24 protein-coding genes are annotated in these 22,253 nt (G+C 73.1%); 8 read left to right on the forward strand and 16 right to left on the reverse strand.

From position 1 onward, the window contains the following. Positions 1–144 precede the first annotated feature (144 nt). Complete coding sequence (locus AB0C38_RS27315) at positions 145–501, forward strand: GNAT family N-acetyltransferase (protein ID WP_360678346.1); 357 nt, start codon at positions 145–147, stop codon at positions 499–501. On the opposite strand, the gene AB0C38_RS27320 is transcribed toward AB0C38_RS27315, so the two are convergent. Genes AB0C38_RS27320 through cbiE form a run of 6 tightly spaced genes read right to left on the reverse strand, consistent with a single transcriptional unit; the run spans position 498 to position 7,912 of the window. Next, positions 498–3,590, reverse strand: coding sequence for an arabinosyltransferase domain-containing protein (locus AB0C38_RS27320; protein WP_360678348.1), 3,093 nt, complete (start codon positions 3,588–3,590; stop codon positions 498–500). The genes AB0C38_RS27315 and AB0C38_RS27320 overlap by 4 nt on opposite strands. A gap of 18 nt (positions 3,591–3,608) precedes the next feature. Then, positions 3,609–4,268 carry a 5,6-dimethylbenzimidazole synthase gene (bluB, locus tag AB0C38_RS27325; protein WP_360678350.1) on the reverse strand — a complete coding sequence of 220 codons (660 nt, stop codon included), beginning with the start codon at positions 4,266–4,268 and terminating at the stop codon, positions 3,609–3,611. Beyond that, on the reverse strand, positions 4,265–4,993 hold the full coding sequence (locus tag AB0C38_RS27330) for a cobalt-precorrin-6A reductase (protein ID WP_360678352.1): 729 nt from the start codon (positions 4,991–4,993) through the stop codon (positions 4,265–4,267). Before AB0C38_RS27330 ends, bluB begins: the two co-directional genes overlap by 4 nt. After that, complete coding sequence (locus tag AB0C38_RS27335; protein WP_360678354.1) at positions 4,990–6,006, reverse strand: Gfo/Idh/MocA family oxidoreductase; 1,017 nt, start codon at positions 6,004–6,006, stop codon at positions 4,990–4,992. The genes AB0C38_RS27330 and AB0C38_RS27335 overlap by 4 nt, the downstream gene beginning before the upstream one ends. After that, a complete protein-coding gene (gene cobM / locus AB0C38_RS27340) occupies positions 6,003–6,764 on the reverse strand; it encodes a precorrin-4 C(11)-methyltransferase (RefSeq protein ID WP_360678356.1) in 762 nt (253 codons plus the stop codon). The genes AB0C38_RS27335 and cobM overlap by 4 nt, the downstream gene beginning before the upstream one ends. Further along, entirely contained in the window at positions 6,761–7,912 is a 1,152-nt protein-coding gene (gene cbiE, locus AB0C38_RS27345; RefSeq protein ID WP_360678358.1) for a precorrin-6y C5,15-methyltransferase (decarboxylating) subunit CbiE, read from the reverse strand. Before cbiE ends, cobM begins: the two co-directional genes overlap by 4 nt. Before the next feature lie 69 nt (positions 7,913–7,981). Here cbiE and AB0C38_RS27350 point away from each other — a divergent pair, with 69 nt between their 5' ends. From AB0C38_RS27350 to cobC, 4 genes are read left to right on the forward strand one after another with little or no spacing between them, the layout of a single operon-like run. After that, on the forward strand, positions 7,982–9,934 hold the full coding sequence (locus AB0C38_RS27350) for a putative cobaltochelatase (RefSeq protein WP_360678360.1): 1,953 nt from the start codon (positions 7,982–7,984) through the stop codon (positions 9,932–9,934). Then, on the forward strand, positions 9,934–10,548 hold the full coding sequence (gene cobO, locus AB0C38_RS27355; RefSeq protein ID WP_360678362.1) for a cob(I)yrinic acid a,c-diamide adenosyltransferase: 615 nt from the start codon (positions 9,934–9,936) through the stop codon (positions 10,546–10,548). Before AB0C38_RS27350 ends, cobO begins: the two co-directional genes overlap by 1 nt. Then, a complete protein-coding gene (locus tag AB0C38_RS27360) occupies positions 10,542–11,873 on the forward strand; it encodes a cobyrinate a,c-diamide synthase (protein WP_360678364.1) in 1,332 nt (443 codons plus the stop codon). The genes cobO and AB0C38_RS27360 overlap by 7 nt, the downstream gene beginning before the upstream one ends. Further along, the gene (gene cobC / locus AB0C38_RS27365) at positions 11,866–12,882 is read left to right on the forward strand and encodes an Rv2231c family pyridoxal phosphate-dependent protein CobC (protein ID WP_360678366.1); all 1,017 of its coding nucleotides are present in this window, start codon (positions 11,866–11,868) and stop codon (positions 12,880–12,882) included. The genes AB0C38_RS27360 and cobC overlap by 8 nt, the downstream gene beginning before the upstream one ends. Here cobC and AB0C38_RS27370 read toward each other — a convergent pair. Together AB0C38_RS27370 and AB0C38_RS27375 are read right to left on the reverse strand one after the other, a co-directional pair. After that, the gene (locus AB0C38_RS27370) at positions 12,863–13,339 is read right to left on the reverse strand and encodes a hypothetical protein (protein WP_360678368.1); all 477 of its coding nucleotides are present in this window, start codon (positions 13,337–13,339) and stop codon (positions 12,863–12,865) included. The genes cobC and AB0C38_RS27370 overlap by 20 nt on opposite strands. Then, entirely contained in the window at positions 13,336–13,821 is a 486-nt protein-coding gene (locus AB0C38_RS27375) for a SigE family RNA polymerase sigma factor (RefSeq protein WP_360678691.1), read from the reverse strand. The genes AB0C38_RS27370 and AB0C38_RS27375 overlap by 4 nt, the downstream gene beginning before the upstream one ends. A gap of 153 nt (positions 13,822–13,974) precedes the next feature. Between AB0C38_RS27375 and AB0C38_RS27380 the strand changes: the two genes are divergently transcribed. Continuing rightward, complete coding sequence (locus tag AB0C38_RS27380) at positions 13,975–14,340, forward strand: VOC family protein (RefSeq protein ID WP_360678370.1); 366 nt, start codon at positions 13,975–13,977, stop codon at positions 14,338–14,340. On the opposite strand, the gene AB0C38_RS27385 is transcribed toward AB0C38_RS27380, so the two are convergent. The 4 genes from AB0C38_RS27385 to AB0C38_RS27400 all read right to left on the reverse strand — a co-directional run bounded on the left by AB0C38_RS27385 (position 14,324) and on the right by AB0C38_RS27400 (position 17,692). Beyond that, the gene (locus AB0C38_RS27385; protein WP_360678372.1) at positions 14,324–15,025 is read right to left on the reverse strand and encodes a WYL domain-containing protein; all 702 of its coding nucleotides are present in this window, start codon (positions 15,023–15,025) and stop codon (positions 14,324–14,326) included. The genes AB0C38_RS27380 and AB0C38_RS27385 overlap by 17 nt on opposite strands. A gap of 31 nt (positions 15,026–15,056) precedes the next feature. Next, complete coding sequence (locus AB0C38_RS27390) at positions 15,057–15,776, reverse strand: adenosylcobinamide-GDP ribazoletransferase (RefSeq protein ID WP_360678693.1); 720 nt, start codon at positions 15,774–15,776, stop codon at positions 15,057–15,059. A 247-nt stretch (positions 15,777–16,023) separates the two neighbouring features. Next, entirely contained in the window at positions 16,024–17,037 is a 1,014-nt protein-coding gene (cobT, locus tag AB0C38_RS27395) for a nicotinate-nucleotide--dimethylbenzimidazole phosphoribosyltransferase (protein ID WP_360678374.1), read from the reverse strand. 13 nt (positions 17,038–17,050) lie between these two features. Beyond that, on the reverse strand, positions 17,051–17,692 hold the full coding sequence (locus AB0C38_RS27400; protein ID WP_360678376.1) for a bifunctional adenosylcobinamide kinase/adenosylcobinamide-phosphate guanylyltransferase: 642 nt from the start codon (positions 17,690–17,692) through the stop codon (positions 17,051–17,053). A 36-nt stretch (positions 17,693–17,728) separates the two neighbouring features. On the opposite strand from AB0C38_RS27400, the gene AB0C38_RS27405 reads away from it, so the two are divergent. After that, complete coding sequence (locus tag AB0C38_RS27405) at positions 17,729–18,661, forward strand: cobalamin biosynthesis protein (protein ID WP_360678378.1); 933 nt, start codon at positions 17,729–17,731, stop codon at positions 18,659–18,661. Then, on the forward strand, positions 18,658–20,139 hold the full coding sequence (locus tag AB0C38_RS27410) for a cobyric acid synthase (protein WP_360678380.1): 1,482 nt from the start codon (positions 18,658–18,660) through the stop codon (positions 20,137–20,139). The genes AB0C38_RS27405 and AB0C38_RS27410 overlap by 4 nt, the downstream gene beginning before the upstream one ends. Here AB0C38_RS27410 and AB0C38_RS27415 read toward each other — a convergent pair. From AB0C38_RS27415 to AB0C38_RS27430, 4 genes are all read right to left on the reverse strand, one after another. Then, positions 20,136–20,363 carry a hypothetical protein gene (locus AB0C38_RS27415; RefSeq protein ID WP_360678382.1) on the reverse strand — a complete coding sequence of 76 codons (228 nt, stop codon included), beginning with the start codon at positions 20,361–20,363 and terminating at the stop codon, positions 20,136–20,138. The two genes, AB0C38_RS27410 and AB0C38_RS27415, sit on opposite strands and share 4 nt — an antisense overlap. A gap of 8 nt (positions 20,364–20,371) precedes the next feature. Continuing rightward, entirely contained in the window at positions 20,372–21,031 is a 660-nt protein-coding gene (locus tag AB0C38_RS27420) for a septum formation family protein (RefSeq protein ID WP_360678384.1), read from the reverse strand. A gap of 64 nt (positions 21,032–21,095) precedes the next feature. Continuing rightward, positions 21,096–21,851: a CbtA family protein gene (locus AB0C38_RS27425; protein ID WP_360678386.1), complete on the reverse strand. Its 756-nt coding sequence runs from the start codon at positions 21,849–21,851 to the stop codon at positions 21,096–21,098. A gap of 18 nt (positions 21,852–21,869) precedes the next feature. After that, a complete protein-coding gene (locus AB0C38_RS27430) occupies positions 21,870–22,079 on the reverse strand; it encodes a CbtB-domain containing protein (protein ID WP_360678388.1) in 210 nt (69 codons plus the stop codon). Positions 22,080–22,253 lie beyond the last annotated feature (174 nt).

A 22,253-nucleotide genomic window follows, 5' to 3' on the forward strand; every position in this document is an offset into this window, starting at 1 on the left:
GGGCCCGCGCCCCCCGGGGGGGCGGCCGCCGGGGGGGGGGGGGCGGGGGGGGGGGTGGCCGGGGGGGCGGGGGGTTCCCGGGCGGCCCGGGGGCCCGCCCCCGCGCCCGCGCCGCCTCCGGAGTCGGCCGACGCGGAGGTTTTCGTGCGCGTCCTGCTGGCCGGCTTCGAGGCGAGCGGGCCGGTGGCGGCGTACATGGCCGCGGAACACCGGCTCTCGATCATGCGGCGGTTCCTGGTGTGGGAAGGGGAGACGCCGATCGCGGCCGCGGGCATGACGATCGACGCGGGGGTCGCGATCCTCGGCGCGGCATCGACGCTGCCCGAGTACCGCGGCAGGGGCGCGCAGCCGACGCTGTTGCGACGCAGGCTGGAAGCGGCGGCGGCGGAGGGCTGCACCCTCGCGGTGGCGACGGCCCGCCCCGGCTCACCGAGTGTGGCGAACCTGGAGCGGGCCGGGTTTCAGCTGCACCGCCGTGCGGCGTGGACCTTGAGCGGTTAGCGCGTCGGGTCCTTGCCGTTGGGCTGGCTCGGCCCCGGTCCCGGGGACCACCACCCCGGCACGGTCTTCTCCCCGTGCACCACCGTCGGCGCGATGCCTTCGGTGAACGGCTCGATCTGCAGCAGCTGTCCCCACGACTGGCTCGGCTGCCCGATCAAGTAGCTCGGCACCTCGGGCTCCTCGGCCAGCTCCTCCAGCCACCCGATCGGCCCGCCGTTGGTCGACGACGCCCACTCCGCCTCGTCCGCCAGGCCGCCCGCCGTGATGCGGTACTCCGGGACCTGGGAAATCCCGTCGTGGGACGTCACCGGCTGGACGCACGGGTACACGAACGACGCCGGCCAGTCGACGTACACCGGCTTCGAGCCGATCTTGTCCGTCAGCGTCGTGAACGTCGGGACGCGCGGGGCCGACGCCGCGATCCAGCCGTCCTCCGTCAGGTCGTTGTCGACGATGTTGATGCGGACCGCGTTCGTCTCCGGGGGCAGGTCGCGCAGGTTGATGCGCGTGTCGTTCCAGCCGCCGGTGCCCGATCCCGGCGGGAGCATGAACTGGCTGCGCACCACCTTCACGCCCTCCGGGGTGTTGACGCCGTAGTCGAGGCTGACCGACGTCGGGCGGCGGGCCTCGCCGGCCGTCGCCACCACGATCTGGCCGTCCGCCGGCTTCTCCGTCAGCGCGTACCAGTCGCTGCGCAGGCGGCCCGCGCGCGTCTCCTGGTCGAGGTAGCTCGACCACATCGGCACGGTCTCCGGGGTGAACCCGTGCGGCGGCTCGGCCAGCGGATCCTTGTCGTCGACCGAGCGGGTGTGGAAGCCGGTCTGGACGCGGCCGTTGTCCTGGTCGGGGTTCGGCAGCGGGGAGTCCGGCTCCTTGGGCTTCTCCGCGACCGTCCGCTGCTCGGTCTGCGGGTGCAGGATGCTCGTCGCTGCGTCGCGCTCCACCATCACGTGGTCGGAGAGGTTGCAGCTCTTGCCGAACAGGTGCCCGACGTTCGCCGCACCGAGGCTGTAGCTGCCGGCCTGGTTGTGGATCGCCCACGCCATCGTGACGAACTCGCCGCCCGCCACCAGGCCGCAGACCACCACCAGCGACAGCGACCCGAGCCGCAGCGCGCGCAGCCGGCCTTCCTGCGGCTGGGCCGGCAGGCCTGGCCGGTGCGCGCGGACGTTCTCGACGAACGCGTAGATCCCGGCGACGGCCGCGGCCACCAGCAGGATCGTGGACAGGCCGATGCCGCCGATCGACGGCGCCACGTTCGTCCACTGGACGCCGAGGCGCGAGACGAACCAGTACGTGTTCGGCCCGGTCGCGGCCAGCGCGCCGACGACCAGCAGCCCGGCCAGGAACGCGGCGCGGTTGCGTTTGGACCGCAGCACGGTCGAACTCGTCGCGAGCGCTGTCAACGCCGCCATCGACGCCCCGACCGCCGCGAACGCGCCGAAGTGGTGTGTCCACTTCGTCGGCGTCAGGGCCAGGAGCAGGAAGAACAGCGCCGTCGTGCCGATCAGGCGGCGCGCGGGGCCGAGCGACGCGCCCTGGATGCGGCCGCGGCGCAGCAGCATCACCAGGCAGGTGGCCGTGCACAGCACGATCAGCAGCACCGGGAACCGGCGCGGCGCCGAGCCGTCCGGCAGGTCGGCGAACAACAGCTGGTAGCGCGCGAGCTCTTGGAACCACGACAGGTTCGGGCCGACCTGGGTGCGGATCCGGGTCGCCTCCTGGACCGTCGCGAACGTCTGGTCGGCGAACACCACGACGAGCACCAGCAGCCCCGCCGCCGCGACCGGCGCGAGCACCGGCAGCCAGCCGTTCTCGTTGGCGCGCTGGCGGATCAGCTTGAACAGCGGGCGCGCGGCGACCAGGTACGGCGCCACCGCGATCAGCCCGGTCGGCGTCGCGGCCAGGGTGAACCCGGCCGCGGTCAGGCCGAGGCAGAGCGGCAGCAGCCGCCGCGTCACCAGGGTGCGTTCGACGGCGCAGATCGCCAGCAGCGACCCGAGCGCGGCGACCGGTTCGGGCCGGACACCGTTGTTGTAGGGCATCCACCAGACCAGGAACACCGTCGCCGCGGCCCAGCTGGCCGGGCGGCTGGTGCGGACCTGGGCGCCGAGGCGCGGCATGACCTCGCGGCTGATCAGCAGCCAGCAGAGCACGCCGAGCAGGAACGACGGCAGCCGGATCCACGGCGGCACCACGCTGACGTGCGCCATCAGCTCGAACACATGGTAGAACCAGCCGAACGGCGCCTCGGCGACCCCGAACCAGCGGTGGTAGTTCGTGAGGAACCCGGTCTGCTCGGTGACCCGGGCCATCGTCAGGATGTAGCCGTCGTCCGAGGTCACCGGCCCGATGAAGACCCACGCGCCGAGCGCGGCGATCACCGTGGCGTCCCGCAGCGTCAGCCGCCACCAGCCGACCGGCGCCCAGCGCGGCGCGCGTCTCGCGGAGCCGGAGTCCCGGCGCCAGACCGCGATCATGCAGCCGATCAGCGACAGCACGGCGAGCACGCCGACGCCGATCTTCAGCGCGGTCGGCGACGTCTGGTAGCGCGTGTCCGGCACGACCGAGACGTGCAGGCCGGCGATCGGGTCCTTGCTCGAGTTGATCGAGGAGTAGATGCCGACCACGCGGGGCCGGACGTCGCCGCCGGCGTGGAAGATCGGCGTCCCGGCCACGGCGAGGGTCATCTGCGTCGCGTCGACGTCCAGCTCGACGTCGCACTTCTCGGCGGGCAGCGGCTGCTGCGCGATCTGCTGACCCTGGCTGGAGGCGAGCAGCACGCCGTTGTCGACGCGCAGCTGCAGGCCGACGCCCTTGCCGGACTTCGGGTCGGTGCGGCCGTCCGGCACGGTGGCGAAGAGCAGGCCCGGGCCGCCGGTGCGGGCGTCGACCGAGCGGATGGCCGCGCACGGCAGCTCGGCGCGCAGGTCCTGGGCCCAGTACCCGGTCAAGGGCGCGTTGACGGAGCGGGTGTCGCTGCCGGTCGGCCAGACGACCTCCGCCGTGTCCTGCACCACCGGCAGGAAGGGGAAAGCCAGCGCGCACAAGGCCGAGAGCAGCCCCAGCGCTACGGCAATCAGACGCATCGGCGCAACGCTAACGGGTCAGACGCCGGCGGCTGACGCAACCCCCGGATCACGTGGCGTGTAGCGCCCGTGGTGTAAAGCGGCGGTCAGAGGACGGCGGCTGCGCCACCCGTGGCGCTCCAGGTCGGGCACGGTTTCCAGCTTGCTCACCGGCCCGGCGCAGAGCCACGCGACCGGCCGGATGCCGTCCGGGATGCCGAGCAGCTCGCTCAGGAACGGCTCGCGGTAGAAGCTGACCCAGCCGACGCCGAGGCCTTCGGCGGTCGCGGCGAGCCAGAGGTTCTGGATCGCCAGGCACACCGAATAGAGGCCGGCGTCGGCGATGGCGTGCCGGCCGAGGACGCCGGGCGCGCCGCGGGCCGGGTCGTAGGTGACGACGATGCCGAGGCTCGCTTCGAGGATGCCCTCGATCTTGATGTTCGCGAAGGTGCTCGCCCGGTCTTCGGCGAGCTGTTCCGCGAAGACGTCTCGCTCCTCGCGGACGTGCTTCGCGAATGTCTCGCGCGTCGCGTGGTCGTCGACCAGCACGAAGTCCCAGGGCTGGGTGAGCCCGACGCTGGGGGCGGAGTGCGCGGCCTCGAGGATCCTCAGCAGGGTCGCTTCGGGGATCGGCTCGCCGGTGAACTCGCCGCGGACGTCCCGGCGTTTGCGCAGGACCTCGTAGAACTCTTCGATCATCGGTTCAGGACCCATTCGACGGCTTCGGTGACGGTTCCGGCGGTCTCCGTCTCCGGTCTCGGCGGCCGCCGGACCACGACGACGGGTTTGCCGAGTTCGCGCGCCGCGGTCAGCTTCGCGCCGGTCTGGGCGCCGCCGGAGTCCTTGGTGACCAGGACGTCGACCCGGGCGAGCAGCTCGCGCTCGGCGGCCACCTCGTACGGCCCGCGCGCGAGGATCAGCTCGTGGTGGCGGGGCAGCGGCGGTTCGGGCGGGTCGACGCAGCGGACCAGGAACCACAGGTCGTCGAGGTGCGCGAAGGCCGGCAGGCCCTGGCGGCCGCTGGTGAGGAAGACGCGCTTGCCCAGGTCCGGCAGCTGCCGGGCGGCGTCGGCGAGGTCTTCCGCCCAGTGCCAGACGTCTCCTGGGCTCGGTTGCCAGCCCGGTCTCGCGAGGCGGAGGAGAGGGATTCCGGTGAGTTCGGACGCTTTCGCCGCGTTCGCGCCGATGCGCTCGGCGAAGGGATGCGTCGCGTCCACGACGGCCTTCACGTCGTTCTCGCGCAGCCAGCCTGCGAGACCTTCCGGGCCGCCGAAGCCGCCTACGCGCACTTCGCCGACTGGAAGGCGTGGCCGCGCGACGCGTCCCGCCAGCGAAGAGACGACGCGGACTTCGCGCGCTACGAGGTCTTCGGCGAGTTTCCGTGCTTCGCCGGTCCCGCCGAGGATGAGGATCGGCGGAGTCACGAAGGACGTCCGTAGCCGACGGCCTCGCGCCACCGGTCCAGGGTGCGCAGGTTGGCGAGCGTCTCGGCCCAGGTCAGTTCGGGTGCCTGCCGGTCGCCGACGTGCGTGGCGACGTGGTCCGCTTCGCGCGCGAAGACGCCCTGCGTCGCTTCGACCTCGATGACCTCGGGTTCGCCGTCGGCCGGCGTCAGGATGATCTGGGAGGTGCCGGGCTTCCGCAGCGGGTGGATCCACGCGGGACGCGGGATGTGGAGCTGCCCGCTCGTGCCGAACACGCGGATGCCGTCCTCGCGGGTCAGCCGGATGCCGCAGGAGATCGTCGCGAGGATGTCGCCGGGCAGGCGCAGCAGGCCGGTCGCGTACTCGTCGACGCCTTGCGCGGAGAGGTGGGCCATCCCGCTGACCTCGGTCGGCTCCACGACGTCCTGTCCGGTCGCGGCCTGGGCGACCAGCCGGGCCAGCGAGGTGCAGTAGCAGCCGACGTCGAGGATCCCGCCGCCGCCGAGCGCCGGGTCACCGAGGCGGGCGGTCTCCTCCGGGTTGCTGTCGAAGGAGAACGTCGTGTCGACCGCGCGGACTTCGCCGATCGCGCCGCTCGCGATCAGCTCGACGAGCCGCCGCGTCTGCGGGTGCAGGCGGTACATGAATGCCTCCATGAGGAAGACGTCGTTCCGGCGAGCCGCCGCGATCACCTCTTCGGCGTCGGCGGCGGTGAGCGTCAGCGGCTTCTCGCAGAGGACGTGCTTGCCCGCTTCGGCCGCGGCGATGGCCCATTCCTTGTGCAGCGCGTGCGGCGTCGAGACGTACACGGCGTCGACGTCCGGGTCGGCGAGAAGGTCTTCGTAGCTGCCATAGGCCTTGGGGATCTCGAAGCGGGCGGCGAACTGCCGCGCCCGGTCGGCGTCCCGGGCCGCGACCGCGGTGAGTGTGCCGTGTTTGCTCTCGTCGACGCCCGCGGCGAAGTGGGCGGCGATGGTCCCGGCGGCCAGCAGGCCCCAGTTCAGGTGCGTCACAACGACTCCGGTTGGTTCGCCCGGTCGCGGGCACGGGAATAGAGGAAGCTGTCCGGGAAGCCCGCGGCGGCGAGCACCCGGCCGACGAAGATGGTGGCGGCCCGCGTCATCCCGGCGTCGCGGACGAGTTCCGGCAGCTCACCGAGCACGCCCCGCACGACGGTCTCGCCGGGCTGGGACGCGAGCGCGACGACGGCGACCGGGCAGTCGGCGCCGTAGTGCGGGGTCAGGTCCGCGGTCACGCGCTCGACGTGGTTGATCGCGAGGTGCACCGCGAGCGTCGCCTGGGTGGCGGCGAAGGCGGCGAGGGTTTCGGCGGGCGGCATCTTGGTGGATCGCGCCTGCACGCGCGTGATCACCAGGCTCTGGCCGACTTCGGGCACGGTGAGTTCGCGTTTCAGCACGGCGGCCGAAGCGGCGAAGGCGGGTACGCCGGGTACGACCTCGTACGGCACTTCGGCCGCGTCGAGACGTCGCATCTGTTCGGCGACGGCGCTGTAGAGCGACGGATCGCCGGAGCAGAGCCGGACGACATCGTGCCCGTTCTCGTGCGCCTCGACGAGCTTTCCGACGATCTCTTCGAGGCTGAGGTTCGCGGTGTCGACTAGCGTGGCTTCGGGCGGGCAGTACGCGAGGAGGTCGGACGGGGTCATGCTGCCGGGGTAGAGGCAGACGGCGCAGCGGGCGAGCAAGTCCCGGCCGCGCACGGTGATGAGGTCCGCGGCGCCAGGCCCGGCGCCGACGAAGTGCACGGTCATCGGCTGCTCCACTGCGTCACGGTCCGGGCGGGGGTCCACCCGGTGAACCCCCCGAGCGGCGCGGCGCGTTCGACCGCGATCCGCAGCAGCTCGCCACCCCGCTCGGCGTACAGGTCACCGAGGATCCGCTCGGCCTCCAGCGTGACGCCGTGCGCCACCAGCCGCGCGCCGGTGGCCAGGCACGCGTCCAGCAGGCCCGGTGCGGTCAGGCCGCCGCCGAGGAAGATCGCGTCCGGTGCCGGGAGCGCGCTCAACGACTCCGGGGCCGGGCCGGTCACCACCTGCAGCTCCGGAACGCCCAGGTCGAGCGCGTTCCGGCCGATCCGCTCGGCGCGGTCCGCGTCCCGCTCGATCGCGATGGCGCGGTTCAGCTCGTGCAGCCGCGACCACTCGATCCCGACGCTGCCGGCCCCCGCGCCGATGTCCCACAGCAGCTCACCGGGACTCGGCGCGAGCCGGGCCAGCGCCGAGACGCGCAGGTCGCGCTTGGTGAGCTGGCCGTCGTGGGAGTACACGTCGTCCGGGATGCCGATCAGGGGGAGTGCCGGGCCCTCGCACGTCAGCGCGAACACCGTCAGCGGACCGGGGTCGCCGGCCCAGCCGTCGGAGATGCGCTCGTCCGGCCCGCCCAGGTTCTCCAGCGCGAACAGCTCGGTCTCGCCATACCCGCGCACGGTCAGCAAGGAGCGCAACCCCGCGGCGTCGGCACCCAGGACGAGCACCCGCCGCCCCGGCGCCAGCACCCGGGCGACGCGGGCCGGCGACCGGCCGACGAGGGTCACCACCTCGGTCTCCTCGGCGGACCAGCCCAGCCGCGCCCGGGCGAGCGTCACCGACGAGACCGCGGGCAGCGCGTCGACCTCGTACCCGTGCGCCACCAGCGTGGTGCCGACCCCCGACAGGAACGGGTCTCCGCTGGCCAGGACGCAGATGCGCTGTCCTTCGTGCTCGGCGATGACCGCGTCGAGCCCCGGCAGCAACGGCGACGGCCACGGCTCGCTCGTGACCTCCGACGGCAGGTAGGCCAGCTGCCGCGGCGCGCCCAGCACGATGTCGGCGCCGAGCACCAGAGCTTGAGCCTGCTCCGACAAGCCGGACCAGCCGTCAGCCCCGATTCCCACCACCGTCAACCGTGATTTTTCGCGCACGATTTCCCACCCTAAGCGAGCCGGGCGCTGTGCGATGATCGGCCGGTCGCCGAGGCTGGAGGAGTGCTGTTGAAGCCCTACCCGTTCACCGCCGTAGTCGGGCTGCCGGACCTGCGCCTGGCGCTGGTCCTCTCCTCGATCTCCCCCGCGGTCGGCGGGGTGCTGGTGCGCGGTGAGAAGGGCACGGCGAAGTCGACCATGGTCCGCGCGCTCGCGGGCCTGCTGCCGGGCGTCGACGTCGTGGACGGCTGCCGGTTCTCCTGCGATCCCGCGGCTCCCGACCCGGTCTGCCCGGACGGACCGCACGCCGGGACGAAAAGCCACCGGCGCCCGGCGAAACTGGTCGAGCTGCCGGTCGGCGCAGCGGAGGACCGCGTCGTCGGCTCGCTGAACCTGGAACGCGCGCTGAGCGAAGGCGTCACGGACTACCAGCCGGGCCTCCTGGCCGCCGCGCACCGCGGGCTGCTCTACGTCGACGAGGTCAACCTGCTCCACGACCACCTCGTCGACACGCTGCTCGACGCCGCCGCGATGGGCCGCGCGACCGTGGAGCGCGAGGGCGTCTCGGTGTCGCACGCGGCCCGGTTCGTCCTGATCGGCACCATGAACCCCGAGGAAGGCGAGCTGCGGCCGCAGCTGCTCGACCGGTTCGGCCTGACCGTCGAAGTCGCTTCCAGCCGCGATCCCGAGCAGCGCGTCGAGGTCGTCCGGCGCCGCCTCGCCTACGAAGCGGACCCGGACAGCTTCGCGGCGTCGTACGCGGCCGAGGACGCCCAGCTGGCCACGGACATCGAAGCGGCGCAACAGCTTCTGCCCGCCGTCAAGCTGCCTGACGACGCGCTGCGCCAGATCGCCGAGATCTGCGCGTCCTTCGAGGTCGACGGCATGCGCGCGGACATCGTCACCGCGCGCACCGCCGTCGCGCACGCCGCCTGGGCCGGTCGCGACGAGGTGACCACCGACGACGTCCGCGTCGCTGCGCGGCTCGCGCTGCCGCACCGGCGCCGCCGGAACCCGTTCGACGCCCCGGGTATCTCGGAAGAGCAGTTGGAGCAGGCCCTTCAGGACGCCCAGCCCCCGGAGCCGGGCCCCGAAGACGACGGTCCCGGCTCGGGTTCGACGCCCGACGATGCGCCGCAAGAAGTCCCGCAGGGAGACGCGCCGCAGGGTCAGCCGCAGCAGAGCCAGAGCGGCGGGCATCAGAAGACCGTCGGCGCCGGCGAGACGTTCAAGGCACGCGTGTTCCGCGTCAAGGGCACGGGCGAAGGCGAGCGAGGACGCCGGTCCCGCGCGATCACCGACAGCGGCCGCACCATCGGCGTCCAGCCCCCGAGCGTCCGGGACGGCCGGGCGCACCTGGTCGCGACCGTGAAAGCCGCGGCACCGCACCAGAAGGCCCGCGGCCGCGACGGCGCCGGGCTGAAGCTGCGCCGGCAGGATCTTCGCTTCGCACTGCGCGAAGGCCGCGAAGGCAACCTAGTGCTGTTCTGCGTCGACGCGTCCGGCTCGATGGGCGCGAAGGCGCGGATGCGCGAGGTCAAGTCCGCGGTGCTTTCGCTGCTGCTCGACGCCTACCAGCGGCGCGACAAGGTCGGGCTCGTCACCTTCCGCGGCAACGCCGCCGAGCTGGCGCTGCCGCCGACGATCAGCGTCGACGCGGCCGCGTCCCGTCTCGAAGGCCTGCCGACCGGCGGCCGGACGCCCCTCGCGGAAGGCCTCCTGGAGGCCGCGCGGGTGCTGCGCGTCGAGGAGATCCGCGACCCGCGGCGCCGTCCGCTGCTGGTCGTCGTCACCGACGGCCGTGCCACCAGCGGCCCCGACGCCGTCGCGCGCGCCCAGGCCGCGGCGGGGCTGCTCTCCGGGGTCACCGCCATCGTCATGGACTGCGAAAGCGGCAAGATGCGCCTCGGCCTGGCCGCCGACCTCGCCGCCCACCTCGGCGCGGAGCACGTGCCCCTGGGCGAGGTCGCCGCCGAGTCCCTCACGAGCGCCGTCCGCGCCCGGACCGGGAAGGCCGCCTGATGCCGCAGGGGAAACCGGAAGTCGTCCCGAAGGACGGCCTGACCACACGCCAGCGCCGCAACCGGCCGCTGCTCGCCGTGCACACCGGCGAGATGAAGGGCAAGTCGACGGCCGCGTTCGGGATGGCGCTGCGTGCCTGGAACCAGGGCTGGTCGATCGGCGTGTTCCAGTTCGTCAAGTCGGCGAAGTGGCGCGTCGGCGAGGAAGCCGCGTTCCGCGCGCTGGGCAAGCTGCACGACGACACCGGCGAGGGCGGGCCGGTCGAGTGGCACAAGATGGGCGAGGGCTGGAGCTGGGCGCGCAAGTCCGGCACCGACGAGGACCACGCTGTCAACGCGCGTGAGGGCTGGGCGGAGATCAAGCGCCGGCTCGCCGCCGAGACGCACGACTTCTACGTCCTCGACGAGTTCTCCTACCTGCTCAAGTGGGGCTGGCTCGAGGTGGACGACGTGGTGTCCACTTTGGTCTCGCGACCCGGGCATCAGCACGTCGTCATCACCGGCCGGTACGCGCCGCCGGAGCTGGTCGACGCCGCCGATCTCGTCGCCGAGATGACCAAGGTCAAGCACCCGATGGACGCCGGCCAGAAGGGCCAGCGGGGGATCGAGTGGTAGCGCGCGTGGTCGTCGCCGCGCCCGGTTCCGGGCACGGCAAGACCACGATCGCCGCCGGGCTGATGGCGGCGCTGCGCGAGGCCGGGCACCGCGTCTCCGGGCACAAGGTCGGGCCCGACTTCATCGACCCGGGCTACCACGCCCTCGCGACCGGGCGCCCCGCGCGCAACCTGGACCCGTTCCTGCAGGGCGAGGACCAGCTGATTCCCTTGCTGCGACACGGTTCCGCCGGGGCCGACATCGCCGTCATCGAAGGCGTGATGGGCTTGTTCGACGGCGCGCTCGGCACCGAGGGCTACGCCTCGACCGCGCACGTGGCCCGGCTCCTGGACGCGCCGGTGGTGCTGGTGGTCGACGCGTCGGCGGCGTCGCGCAGTGTCGCGGCGACGGTGCTCGGGTTCGCTTCCTACGACACACGGGTGCGGCTGGCCGGGGTCATCCTCAACAAGCTGGGCTCGCAGCGGCACCTCGACGAGATCGCGTCCGCGCTGGAGGCCACCGGCGTCCCGCTGCTGGGAGCGTTGTACCGCAACGAAGAGATCCACGCGCCGAGCCGGCACCTCGGGCTGGTGCCGGCGGCGGAACGTTCCGCGGAAGCCGAGCGCGTACTGCCTTCGCTCGCGGCGTGGGTGCGCGACGGGGTCGACCTCGAAGCGATCGTCCGGATCGCTTCCGCCGCGCCTTCGCTTTCCGCGCCGCCGTGGGAACCGTCCGGTGTGGACGGTCCGCGCGTGACGGTCGCGGCCGCCGGCGGTCCCGCGTTCACCTTCCGCTACACCGAGAACATCGAGCTGCTCGCCGCCTGCGGAGTCGACGTGGTCGACATCGATCCGTTGCGGGACCAGGCCTTGCCCGACGGGTGCGCCGGGCTGTACTTCGGTGGCGGCTTCCCCGAGGTCCACGCGGCGGAGCTGTCGGCGAACACTCCGTTGCGTCGCGAAGTGGCCGCGGCCGTCCAGGACGGGATGCCGGTGAGCGCGGAATGTGCGGGCCTGCTGTACCTGTGCCAGTCGCTGGACGGCGTGCCGATGGTCGGCGCGCTGCCCGCGGACGCGAAGATGACGGCCCGCGGCAAGCTCGGCTACCGGCGCGCGGTCGCCGTCGAGGACAACGTGCTGGCCACGGCCGGACAGCGCGTCACCGGGCACGAGTTCCACCGGACCGAGGTCACGCCGCCGCACGGCGCTTCGGCGGCGTGGGGCTGGGACCGGCAGCTGGACGGCTTCGCGTCGCCGACGCTGCACGCGTCCTACCTGCACGTCCACTGGGCCGGGTATCCCGAGCTGGCCCAGCGGTTCGCGGCCCGGGTCCGGGCTTATGCGTGACTACGACCTGCACCACCACGGTGACCGCGAGGTCGGGCCGGGGCTGGTCGACCTCGCCGTGAACGTCCGGCTGCCGCGGCCGCCCGCGTGGCTTCGGCAGGAGCTGGCGTCCGCTTTGGACACTCTCGCCGCGTATCCGTCGCCGGTCGAGGCGACTTCCGCGGTGGCGGCGCGTCATGGCCGTCTTCCGGGAGAAGTCCTGGTCACCGCGGGTGCGGCGGAAGCGTTCACGCTGCTGGCTTCGGCGTTGCGGCCCCGGCACGCGGTGGTCGTGCACCCGCAGTTCACCGAGCCGGAGGCGGCACTCCGGGCGGCCGGCCACGTCGTCTCACGGGTGATCCTGTCCGAAGAGGACGGTTTCGTGCTGGACCCGGCGCTGGTCCCGGACGACGCCGACCTGGTGTTCGTCGGCAACCCGACGAACCCGACGTCGGTGCTGCACCCGGCGGCTTCGCTGCGTGCGCTGGCGCGGCCCGGACGATTGCTGGTCGTCGACGAAGCGTTCCTGGACGCTGTTCCCGGCGAGGCCGAGAGCCTGGCCCACGGCGTTCCCGGCGTCGTCGTGCTGCGCAGCCTGACGAAGACGTGGGGCCTGGCCGGGCTGCGGGCGGGGTACGTCCTCGCTGAGCCGGACGTCGTCGAGCGGCTGCGGGCGGTGCAGGTGCCGTGGTCGGTGTCCACTTTGGCCGGAGTGGCGACGGTGGCGTGCTGCCGTCCCGCGGCGGTGGAGGAGGCCGAAAAGCTTGCGGTGGCGGCGGAAGCGGACCGCGAGTACCTGGTGTCGGGCTTGGCCGCGGCGGGGGTTCGCGTCCTCGGCGAGCCGCGTGGCCCGTTCGTGCTGATCCGGGTTCCGCACGGCGCCGACGTCCGCCTGCGGCTGCGTGAAGCGGGTTACGCGGTTCGCCGCGGCGACACGTTCCCCGGGCTGGGGCCGGACCACCTGCGCCTGGCGGTGCGGGATCATGGCACGACGGACGCGTTCCTGGCCGCTATTTGCAGATGTGCTTGAACGCCGTCGCGCCGCGCCGGACCAGGAACCGCACCTCGTGGCCCTGGTCGTCGCGGAAGATCATGTCCCCGGAGTCGGTGAAGTACATCGTGCCTTCCTGGTAGGGGTTGTCCCAGCCCGCCGGCGCTCCGCCGTTGGGGCCGTACAGCGGCGTCTCCGCCTCGAAGTAGTTCAGGCCGCTTCGCGTCTCGGCGACGCCGCAGTGGGTGTACAGCGCGAAGTTCGGCAGGAAGCCGTGAGTCTGGCGTGGCAGCGGCACGGCAGGCACGAGCGTCGCGGTCCGCGGCTCGTCCCGGCTCGCGACGAAGATCGCGCCGGCCATGAGCACGACGGCGGCCGCCACCAGGGCCGGGACGAGCACCCGCCGCCGCGGCGTCGGGACGTCCGCGGGCTCGACGTCGACGGTGTCGGCGAGGGCTTCGAAGGCGTTGCGCAGCCGGGTTTCGACGTCGGTCATCGGAGCTGTCCTTCCAGTTTCGCGAGCGCGCGGGACGCGCAGGTCTTGACCGTGCCGCGGGAGACGCCGAGCGTGCCGGCGATTTCGGCTTCGGAGAGGCCGGACCAGTACCGCAGCACGAGCACCTCCCGTTGCCGCCGCGGCAGCCGCCGCACGGCCGCGAGCACTTCGCGGTGTTCCTCGCCGAGCAGGGCTTCGACATCGGCGGGCGGCCCGTCGTCCCGCTCGGCCTTGCGGTGCCGCAGCCGCACGGCCGCGCGGCGCTGGGCGGAGCGGGCGCCGTTGACGACGGAGACGCGCAGGTAGCCGCCCGCCGCGGCGGGGTCGTCGAGCGGCCGGCGCCGGACGAGCGCGACGAAGGCGTCCTGCACGACGTCCTCGGCGAGCGCGCGGTCGCCGAGCAGCAGCACGGCGAGCCGGACCAGGCCGGGGCGGTGGGCGCGGAAGAGTTCCGCCAGGTCGAAGGCGGTGTCAGCGCTCAGGGCGTCCTCCTCGGGGCTTTACCTCCTACACGCCGGGCCGATGGCCGAGGTTGACAAAGCCGCCGGGAAACACCGACAGGGGGCTGTCGCCGGCACCGCCGAAAGTGGGTGTCGCCGCCGGGAAACGCCCGGCGTGGCAGCGGAAGGAACGACATGCCCCGATTCAACGACGTCGCCTGGTTCGAGATCGGTGCCGCCGACCCGGCGGCCGCGGAACGGTTCTACGGCGACGTCTTCGGCTGGACCGTCGCGCAGGACGAGTCGGCCAGCACCGACACGGCCTACCGGGTCATCGAGACCGGCGGTTCGCGCGGCGGCCTCTTCTCGACCAAGGGCGAAATGCCCGATTACGCGGTGTTCACCGTACTCGTCGAGGACGTCGAAGCCGCGTGCCGCCGGGTCGAAGAGGCCGGGGGGAAGGTGCAGCGGCCGCCGGCCGTCAACCCGGTCGGCGTGACGTTCGCGCACGTGCTGGACCCGGCGGGCAACCACTTCTCGGTGTTCACTCCGCCAAAGTGAGCTGTTCGACGACGCCGTACGGGATGTCGAGGTCCTCGCGCCGCAGCGGGCGGGGCGGGGGCACCTCGGCGGTGACCGAGACCGAGGTGATCCGGTCGGTGCGGAAGGCGCGGATCTCTTCGCGCAGCCGGCACCAGGCGACGAGGTACCAGTGGTCGGGCTTGCCGACGTAGCCCAGCGGCTCGATCTCTCGCCGCGTCACGGCGCCTCCGCGGTCGCCGTAGCCGATGCGCAGGACGCGGCGGGTGACGAGCGCGTCGGCCAGCACGCGGGGGATCGTCGGGAGCTCGCCCGCGTCGTCGAGGAAGTGGACGCGGGTGGCCAGGTCTTCGGCCGCGGCGGCGTCGTCCCGCTGCATCGCGGCGACGAGCTTGCGCAGGGCCGAGCCCGCTTCGGTGCGGAACGGCGTGCCCTCCAGCCGGTTGAGCGCCAAGGCCATCGCGACGGCCTCGCCCGGGGTCAGGTTCACCGGTGGCAGGGTGCGCGCCTTGTCGAGGCAGTACCCGCCGGTGCGGCCGGGTTCGGCGTAGATCGGCGTGCCCGACTGCTGCAGCGCGCTGATGTCCCGTTCGACGGTGCGGGTGCTGACTTCGAACCGGTTCGCGAGCCAGCGCGCGCTGCGGGGCCGCGGCGCGACGGCGCGGAGTTCTTCGACGAGGGCGTAGAGACGGTCGGTCCGGTTCACGGCGTCGACCCTAGGCGGGGGGTACGACGTTTTACGCGAGTGCGAGCAGGGCGGCGGCGACGGCGACTTCGACACCGGCGCCGAGGACGTCGCCGGTGACGCCTCCGAGGCGTTGGGTGCACCTGAGGAGGAGGACCGCGGTCACGGCGTAGGCGACGGCCACGGCTAGCGGGCCCCGCCACCAGTCCATCCCGGGGATCAGGGTGCTCGCTAGGGCGGCGACCACGGCGATCGCGATCGCGACGGTTCTCGGGACCGAGCCGGCGACGGTGGCTCCCAGTCCCTCGGGTCGCGCGGACGGCACCCCGCGCGCGCAGGACATCGAGAGGGTGCACCGTCCGATGACCACGGCCGCGACGACGGTGGCGATCGGGAGCTCGGCTTGGCTGAGCGCGCCGACCTGGACGAGCAGGACGAAGACGAGCGTCGCGACCCCGGTGGGCCCGGAGTCCCCGCGGCGCATGACGTCGAGGGCCTTGGCGCGGTCGTAGGAGGCACCGAGGCCGTCGGCGGTGTCGGCGAGCCCGTCGAGGTGCAGTCCCCGGCTCCCGAGCGCGACGGCTCCCAGCGCGAGGGCCGCGGTGGCCAGTCTCGGCAGGCTGAGCGCTTCCCCGGCGGCGGCGATGAGCCCGGCTGCTGCGGCGAGCGGAAGGGCGGCGAGGGGCGCGAGCATCATGGCGCCCCCGGCGACACGACGGTCGATGACTCGGGGCGCCGGGACCGGGACGGTGGTGAGGGTCCCGACGGCCATCCGCACGGAGTCGGCCCAGCGGCTCACGAGCGCCCCAAGGCCACATTGGGTGCGTTGGACGCACCGAAGGCCACATTGGGTGCGCCCAACGCACCGAAGGCCACATTGGGTGCGTTGAGCGCAACGAAGGCCACATTGGGTGCGTTGGACGCACCGAAGGCCACTTTGGGTGCGCCCAACGCACCGAAGGCCACTTTGGGTGCGTTGGGCGCACCCAAGGCCACATTGGGGCGCTCGGGCCCAGCGCTCACGCGAGGTCCGCCAGCAGGCCCATCTCCGCGATGATCGCCCGCGCCGCCCGCACGGTCGGGACCGCCTGCACAGCCCCGCTTCCCTCACCCAGCCGCAGCCCGAAGTCCAAGATCGGCTCCAACCCCAGCGCCTTCAACGCGAACGCCTGCGAAGGCTCCGTGGACCGGTGCCCGGCCAGCCACCACTGCTCCGCCCCCGGCGCGATGTCCCGCGCGACCAGGGCCGCCGCGCCCGAGAACACCCCGTCCAGCAGCACCGGGATCCGCCGCAATGCCGCCTCGACCAAGAACCCCGCCGTCGCCGCCACGCACGCGCTGCCCAACGCCGTCAAGCGCGAGAACGGGTCCTCCACCCGCCCCGACGTCCGAGCCAAAGCCGCCGCGACCGCCGCTGTCTTGCGCTCCAGCCCGGAAGCGTCGACGCCCGTTCCCGTGCCGACCACCTCGGCCGCCGGCAGGCCCAGGGAGGCCGCCACCAGCGCCGCGCACATCGCCGTGTTGCCGATCCCCATGTCGCCCGGGATCAGCAGGTCAGCGTCGCCTTCCTCGCGGGCGATCGCCCGGCCCGCTTCGAACGCCGCCTCCGCCTCGCCCGGGGAAAGCGCGTCCTCGACGTCGATCGAGCCCGATCCGCGGCGGATCTTGTGCGCCGTCACCGATGCCGGCACGTCCGCGCCGTCCCAGTCCACGCCCAGGTCGGCCACCCGGACCCGCGCGCCGACCTGCGCCGCCAGGACGTTCACGCCGCTCTTGCCGGCCAGGAACACCCGCACCATCGCCGCGGTCACCTCGCGCGGGTACGCCGAAAGCGCCGACACGCCGTGGTCGCCCGCGAAGACGACCACCCGGACGTCGTCCAGCGGGCGCGGCGGCACGCTCCCGTGCGCCGCGGCCAGCCAGGCGGCGAGCTCCTCCAGCCTGCCGAGCGCGCCGAGCGGCTTGACCAGGCCGTCGAGCCGCTCGAGCGCGGCGGCGCGGGCGGCGGGGTCGGGCACGGGTACGTCGAACACGGGCGCCTCCTGGTTACAGGTCGAGCGCCCGGCCCGCGACGACCAGCACGACCCGGTCGGCGTCGGCGGACACCCGGTTGTTGAGTGCGCCCAGCACATCACGGAACAGCCGTCCGGACGACGTCGCGGGCACCACACCGCTGCCGACCTCGTTGCTGACCGCGACGACCGGCACGCGCGCCGCGGCCCACGCGGCCAGGAAGTCTTCGAGCCGGTCGTCCAGCCGGTGCTCCCAGCCGGGCTTCTCGCGCCACGCGCCGACGTCGTCCAGCACGCGGGACAGCCAGGTTCCGAGACAGTCGATCAGCAGCGGCTCGGTCGCCTTCCGGAGGGTGCCCGCCAGGTCCGTGGTCTCGACGGTCTTCCAGTGCGACGGCCGCCGCGCCTGGTGCGCGGCCACCCGCGCGGCCCATTCGGGGTCGTCGTCGCTCGCCGGGAGGCCGGGCGCGACGTAGACGAGGTGCGGGTGGCGGGCGGCGAGCCGCTCGGCGTGCCGCGACTTCCCCGAGCGGACACCACCGAGGACCAGCACCTTGCCTTCGTCGCGGCCGTACCGGCGAAGGGCGCGGGCCAGGCTCTCGAGATACCCGGCGAGCCGGCACGTCAGCCCCGCCGACGTCTTCTTCCCCGCGGAGGCGGCGTTGGGCACAGTCATACCCGGCATTGTGGTGCACGCGCTACCGTGCGCCACGTGCCACTCCGTCTAGGGACAACCGCTGCCGGACTCGTTACCGGATATGCCGCCGACACCCTGTTCGGCGACCCTCGACGGGGGCACCCGGTCGCGATCTTCGGTTCGGCGGCCGCACGCCTCGAACGCGCCCTGTGGGCGGACTCGAAGCCGCGCGGAGCCGCGTACGCGGGGTTGTGCGCCTTCAGTGCTGTCGGCCTCGGCGCTGCGCTTCAGACGGCGACGCGGCGACGTCCCTTCGCACGCTTCGCGGCGACGGCCGCCTGTACGTGGGTAGTGCTCGGCGGACGCGGCCTCGCGACCGAAGGCGCCGAAATGGCCCGCCTGCTCGAAGCGGGTGAAGTGCCTTCGGCGCGTCAGCGGCTGTCGCATCTCTGCGCGCGCGACGCGACAACGCTCGACTCCGCCGAGCTGACCCGCGCGGCGACCGAGTCGATCGCCGAGAACACCTCGGACGCCGTGGTCGCGCCGTTGTTCTGGGGCGCGGTCGCCGGGATGCCTGGCTTGCTCGGTTACCGGGCGCTCAACACGCTCGACGCGATGGTCGGATACCGGTCGCCGCGCTACCGCCGCTTCGGGTGGGCCGCCGCGCGGGCCGATGACGGGGCCAACCTGGTGCCGTCGCGGGTCGGCGCGGCCCTCACAGCAGTGTGCGCACCGCTGGCGGGAGGCCGCGCGCGGGATGCGTGGCGGGTCTGGCGCCGCGACGGCGGGCGGCACCCGAGCCCGAACGCGGGACAGGTCGAGGCGGCGTTCGCGGGGGCGCTGGACATCCGGCTCGGCGGGACGAACAGCTACGGCGGGGAAGTGGAGAGCCGGGCCAGGCTCGGTGAGGGCCGTGACCCGGAGCCGGTCGACCTGCGGCGAGCGGTGCGGCTGTCGCGCCTGGTCGGGCTCGCCGCGGTGGTGGTGGCGGCGGGAGCTGCCCGATGAGCGGCGTCCTGATCGCCGGCACGACCTCCGATGCTGGCAAGAGCCTCGTCACCGCCGGGATCTGCCGGTGGCTCGCGCGCAGCGGCGTCCGCGTCGCGCCGTTCAAAGCGCAGAACATGTCCAACAACTCCATGGTCTGCGCCGACGGGGCCGAGATCGGGCGCGCGCAGTGGCTGCAGGCGCGCGCGGCCCGGGTCGAGCCCGAGGCCGCCATGAACCCCGTCCTGCTCAAGCCCGGCAGTGACCGGCGCAGCCACGTCGTCGCGCTGGGGAAGCCGTTCGGCACCCTCGAAGCCGGGGAGTACGCCACCGGCCGCGCCGGGCTCGCCGAGATCGCCTTCGCGGCCTACGAAGACCTCAGCGCCCGCTACGACGTCGTCGTCTGCGAAGGCGCCGGCAGTCCCGCCGAGATCAACCTGCGTGGCGGCGACTACGTCAACATGGGCCTCGCGCGGCGGTTCGGGCTGCCCGTGCTCGTCGTCGGCGACATCGACCGCGGGGGCGTCCTGGCCGCCATGTTCGGCACCCTCGCCCTGCTCTCGGCCGAGGACCAGGCACTCGTCGCGGGCTGGGTGGTCAACAAGTTCCGCGGCGACGTCGGCCTGCTGAAGCCCGGCCTGGACAGCCTCGGGAAGGTGACCGGCCGGCCGGTGCTGGGCGTGCTCCCGTGGCTCGACCGCGTCTGGATCGACTCCGAGGACGCCCTCGCCGCCGCGGGCTGGCGCCGGGAGGCCCACGGCCGCGGGCTGCGGGTGGCCGTCGTGCGGTTCCCGCGCGCGTCCAACGCCACCGACGTCGACGCCCTCGCGGCCGAACCCGGCGTCACGGTGACGCTCACGGCCGACCCCGACACCGTCGCGGCGGCGGACGTGGTGGTGCTGCCCGGGTCGCGCGCCACCGTGGCCGACCTGGCCTGGCTGCGTGACCGCGGCCTCGACACGGCGGTGGCGGCCCGCGTCGCGGCCGGGCGGCCGGTGCTCGGCATCTGCGGCGGCTACCAGATGCTCGCCGAGTCCATTGTGGACGACGTCGAGTCCGGGGCCGGTGAGGTGCCGGGCCTCGGCCTGCTGCCGGCGCGGGTGACGTTCGCCGCGGAGAAGGTGCTGGCCCGGCCGTTCGGCGAATGGCGGGGAAACCCGGTGGCGGCCTACGAGATCCACCACGGTTCGGTGACGGCGGACACGCCGTTGGAGTCCTTTTTGGACGGTGTACGCCTGGGCGCGGTCTGGGGCACGATGTGGCACGGCGCGTTCGAGAACGACGCCTTCCGCCGCACGTGGCTCACCGAAGCGGCGGCCCAGGCCGGGGTCGCGTGGACCCCGGCCGCGGACGCTCCCGGCTTCGCGGACCTGCGCGAAGAGATGCTGGAGAAGCTGGCCGACGCGATCGGCGAGCACCTGGACACGGCGGTGCTGCGGACCCTGCTCGACTCGGGCGCGCCGAAAGACCTGCCGTTCGTCCCGCCCGGTGCGCCCTAGCGGAACAGGGGATCCGTGAGCTTGACGACGCGCGACTGGAGCCCGCACACGCCGATCCGGCTCCCGGCCGCCCAGGCCCCTTCGTCGGGGGCGTAGCCGACGACCACCAGGCTCGGCGGGACCTCGACGCCGAGCCCGCCGAACATGCCCGCCATCCGTTCCGCACAGCTTTGCTGTACCTCGGCCTGGGCTCCCGGGTCACCGGGATACACCGGCTCGGTCATGGTTCCCCTCAAGGTCGGATGAAGGCCGTGAGCTTCCCGCCCGGCCGCCCGAAGGTGCAGGCCGCCGTGCGGACCCCGCCGATCCACGATCCTTCGGTCGGGAGGTGCGCGAAGAACTCGAGCGCGGGGGGCGGGGTGCCCTCGGTGAAGTACGCCGCCGCCGCGATCCGGCACGTGACCAGCGCCGGCTCGCGAATCGCCGGGAGGCCCGGGTAGGTCTCGGAACCCGTGCCCACGTCGATGCGGGCGAAGATCTGCTCGTCGTGCGGCCGGTCGCACGGGGTCCGGGTGACGTGTTCGCCGTCGCCGCCCGAGTCGAAGCAGTCGCCGGCCGCCATCACGTGGATGTAGTCAGGGCCGCCGGAAGCGAGGACGTGAGCCGGGTGCGCGAGGACCTTCGGCCCGACCGTGGCCAGGCCGACGCCCAGCCAGAGCACGCTGAGGACCAGGCCCGTGATGGCCAGGCCGCGCCCGGACCGGCCACTGCCGCCGATCCGGGCGAGCGCGCGGATGCCGAACACCGCGCTGAACGGGACCAGTCCGAGCAGCCCGCAGAGCAGGGACGCGACCGCGAACCCGTCGGTCCCGTCAGTCCCGGCGGACTCGACGGGTCCGTGGACCGTCGTCTGGGCATGGCTGGACAGCGTCGAGCGCGTCTCGTCGAACACGGGTCCCCTCCGGAATCCCCCGACCCGGCGGGGAAATTCTAGGGGGACCGGTGCCGTCACGAAGTCACGATGCGGCGACGGCGGCCTTCTTGGTCAGCGTCTTCTCCGCGAAAGCGCCGAATGCCAGGCCCAGTGCCAGCCACAGCGTCACCTGGGTGCCGATCGACGCCGTCCGGAACTGCCAGAGCGTCGACGCCGGGAACGCCGCCGGGACCTCGTCGACCACCGGCATCAGCCAGGCCACCACGCCGACCACGACGAGGTAGCCCGCCGCGGCCAGGAGGAAGCCGTTCCACGCGCCGAGGCGGTCCGCGAGCTTGCGGCCGAACACCGTCGCCAGGATGCCCGCGAGCAACGACACCGCGACGAACCCGAAGTACAGCTCGGTACGCGAGCCGATCGTGCCCGGCTGGCCCACCGCGGGCGGGTTGGCCGGGTACTTCAGGAACGGGATCAGGAACACGACGGTGAACGCGCCGCCGGTGAGCAGCAACGCCGTCACCCGTGGCCGCAGGCTGCCGAGGCGGCCCTGGGCGAACGCGAAGGCGAGCGAGAGCAGGCCACCGATCGCGACGGCGTAGACCAGCACGCCGGCCAGCAGCCCGACGGTGCTCTGGATGTCCCGCGGGACGAGCTCCTCTTCGGGCTCTTCGGCGGCTTGCCCGGAGTCGGCCGCGTGGGAATGGTCGTGCGAGAGGGTCTCTTCGAGACCGATGGAGGTGTCGACCGGCGGCTCACCGAAGGCGTAGGCGAACCCGAACGCGAGCACACCGGCGATCAGGCCCGCGAGCATGCCGCGGACCAGCAGGGTCTTCATCATGGGAGTACGTGCCGCCGATCAGTGGCAGGGGAAGGCCAGCAGGTGCCGGCCGTCGTGCACGAACTCGTGGACGTACATGTTCGCGAAGATCGAGGTGGCGCCCTGTTCGGCGCTGACGAAGTACACCGCGATCAAGGCGAGGAGCACCACGAACACCGCCCACGGCACGATCTCACGGATCGGGATGCGGATCGGGAGCGGAACGGCGGGGGCTGCCGCTTGCGACATGGTGGGGGCCTCCTCGGGCTTTCGCGGCCTCATCGGGGTTCATACGACGGTCCGGGTCTGGCTTCCCCCTGGTGGGGGTCACAGTGGCGCGACCGCGCGGACTTGCACCGCGTTCCGGAATTCGTCGTCTTGCCGGTTGAGCGTAGGTCCGCCGTTCCGCGCGCGTCAATGTGA

It is taken from the genome of Amycolatopsis sp. NPDC048633 (genome assembly GCF_040650695.1).
Taxonomy (GTDB): domain Bacteria; phylum Actinomycetota; class Actinomycetes; order Mycobacteriales; family Pseudonocardiaceae; genus Amycolatopsis.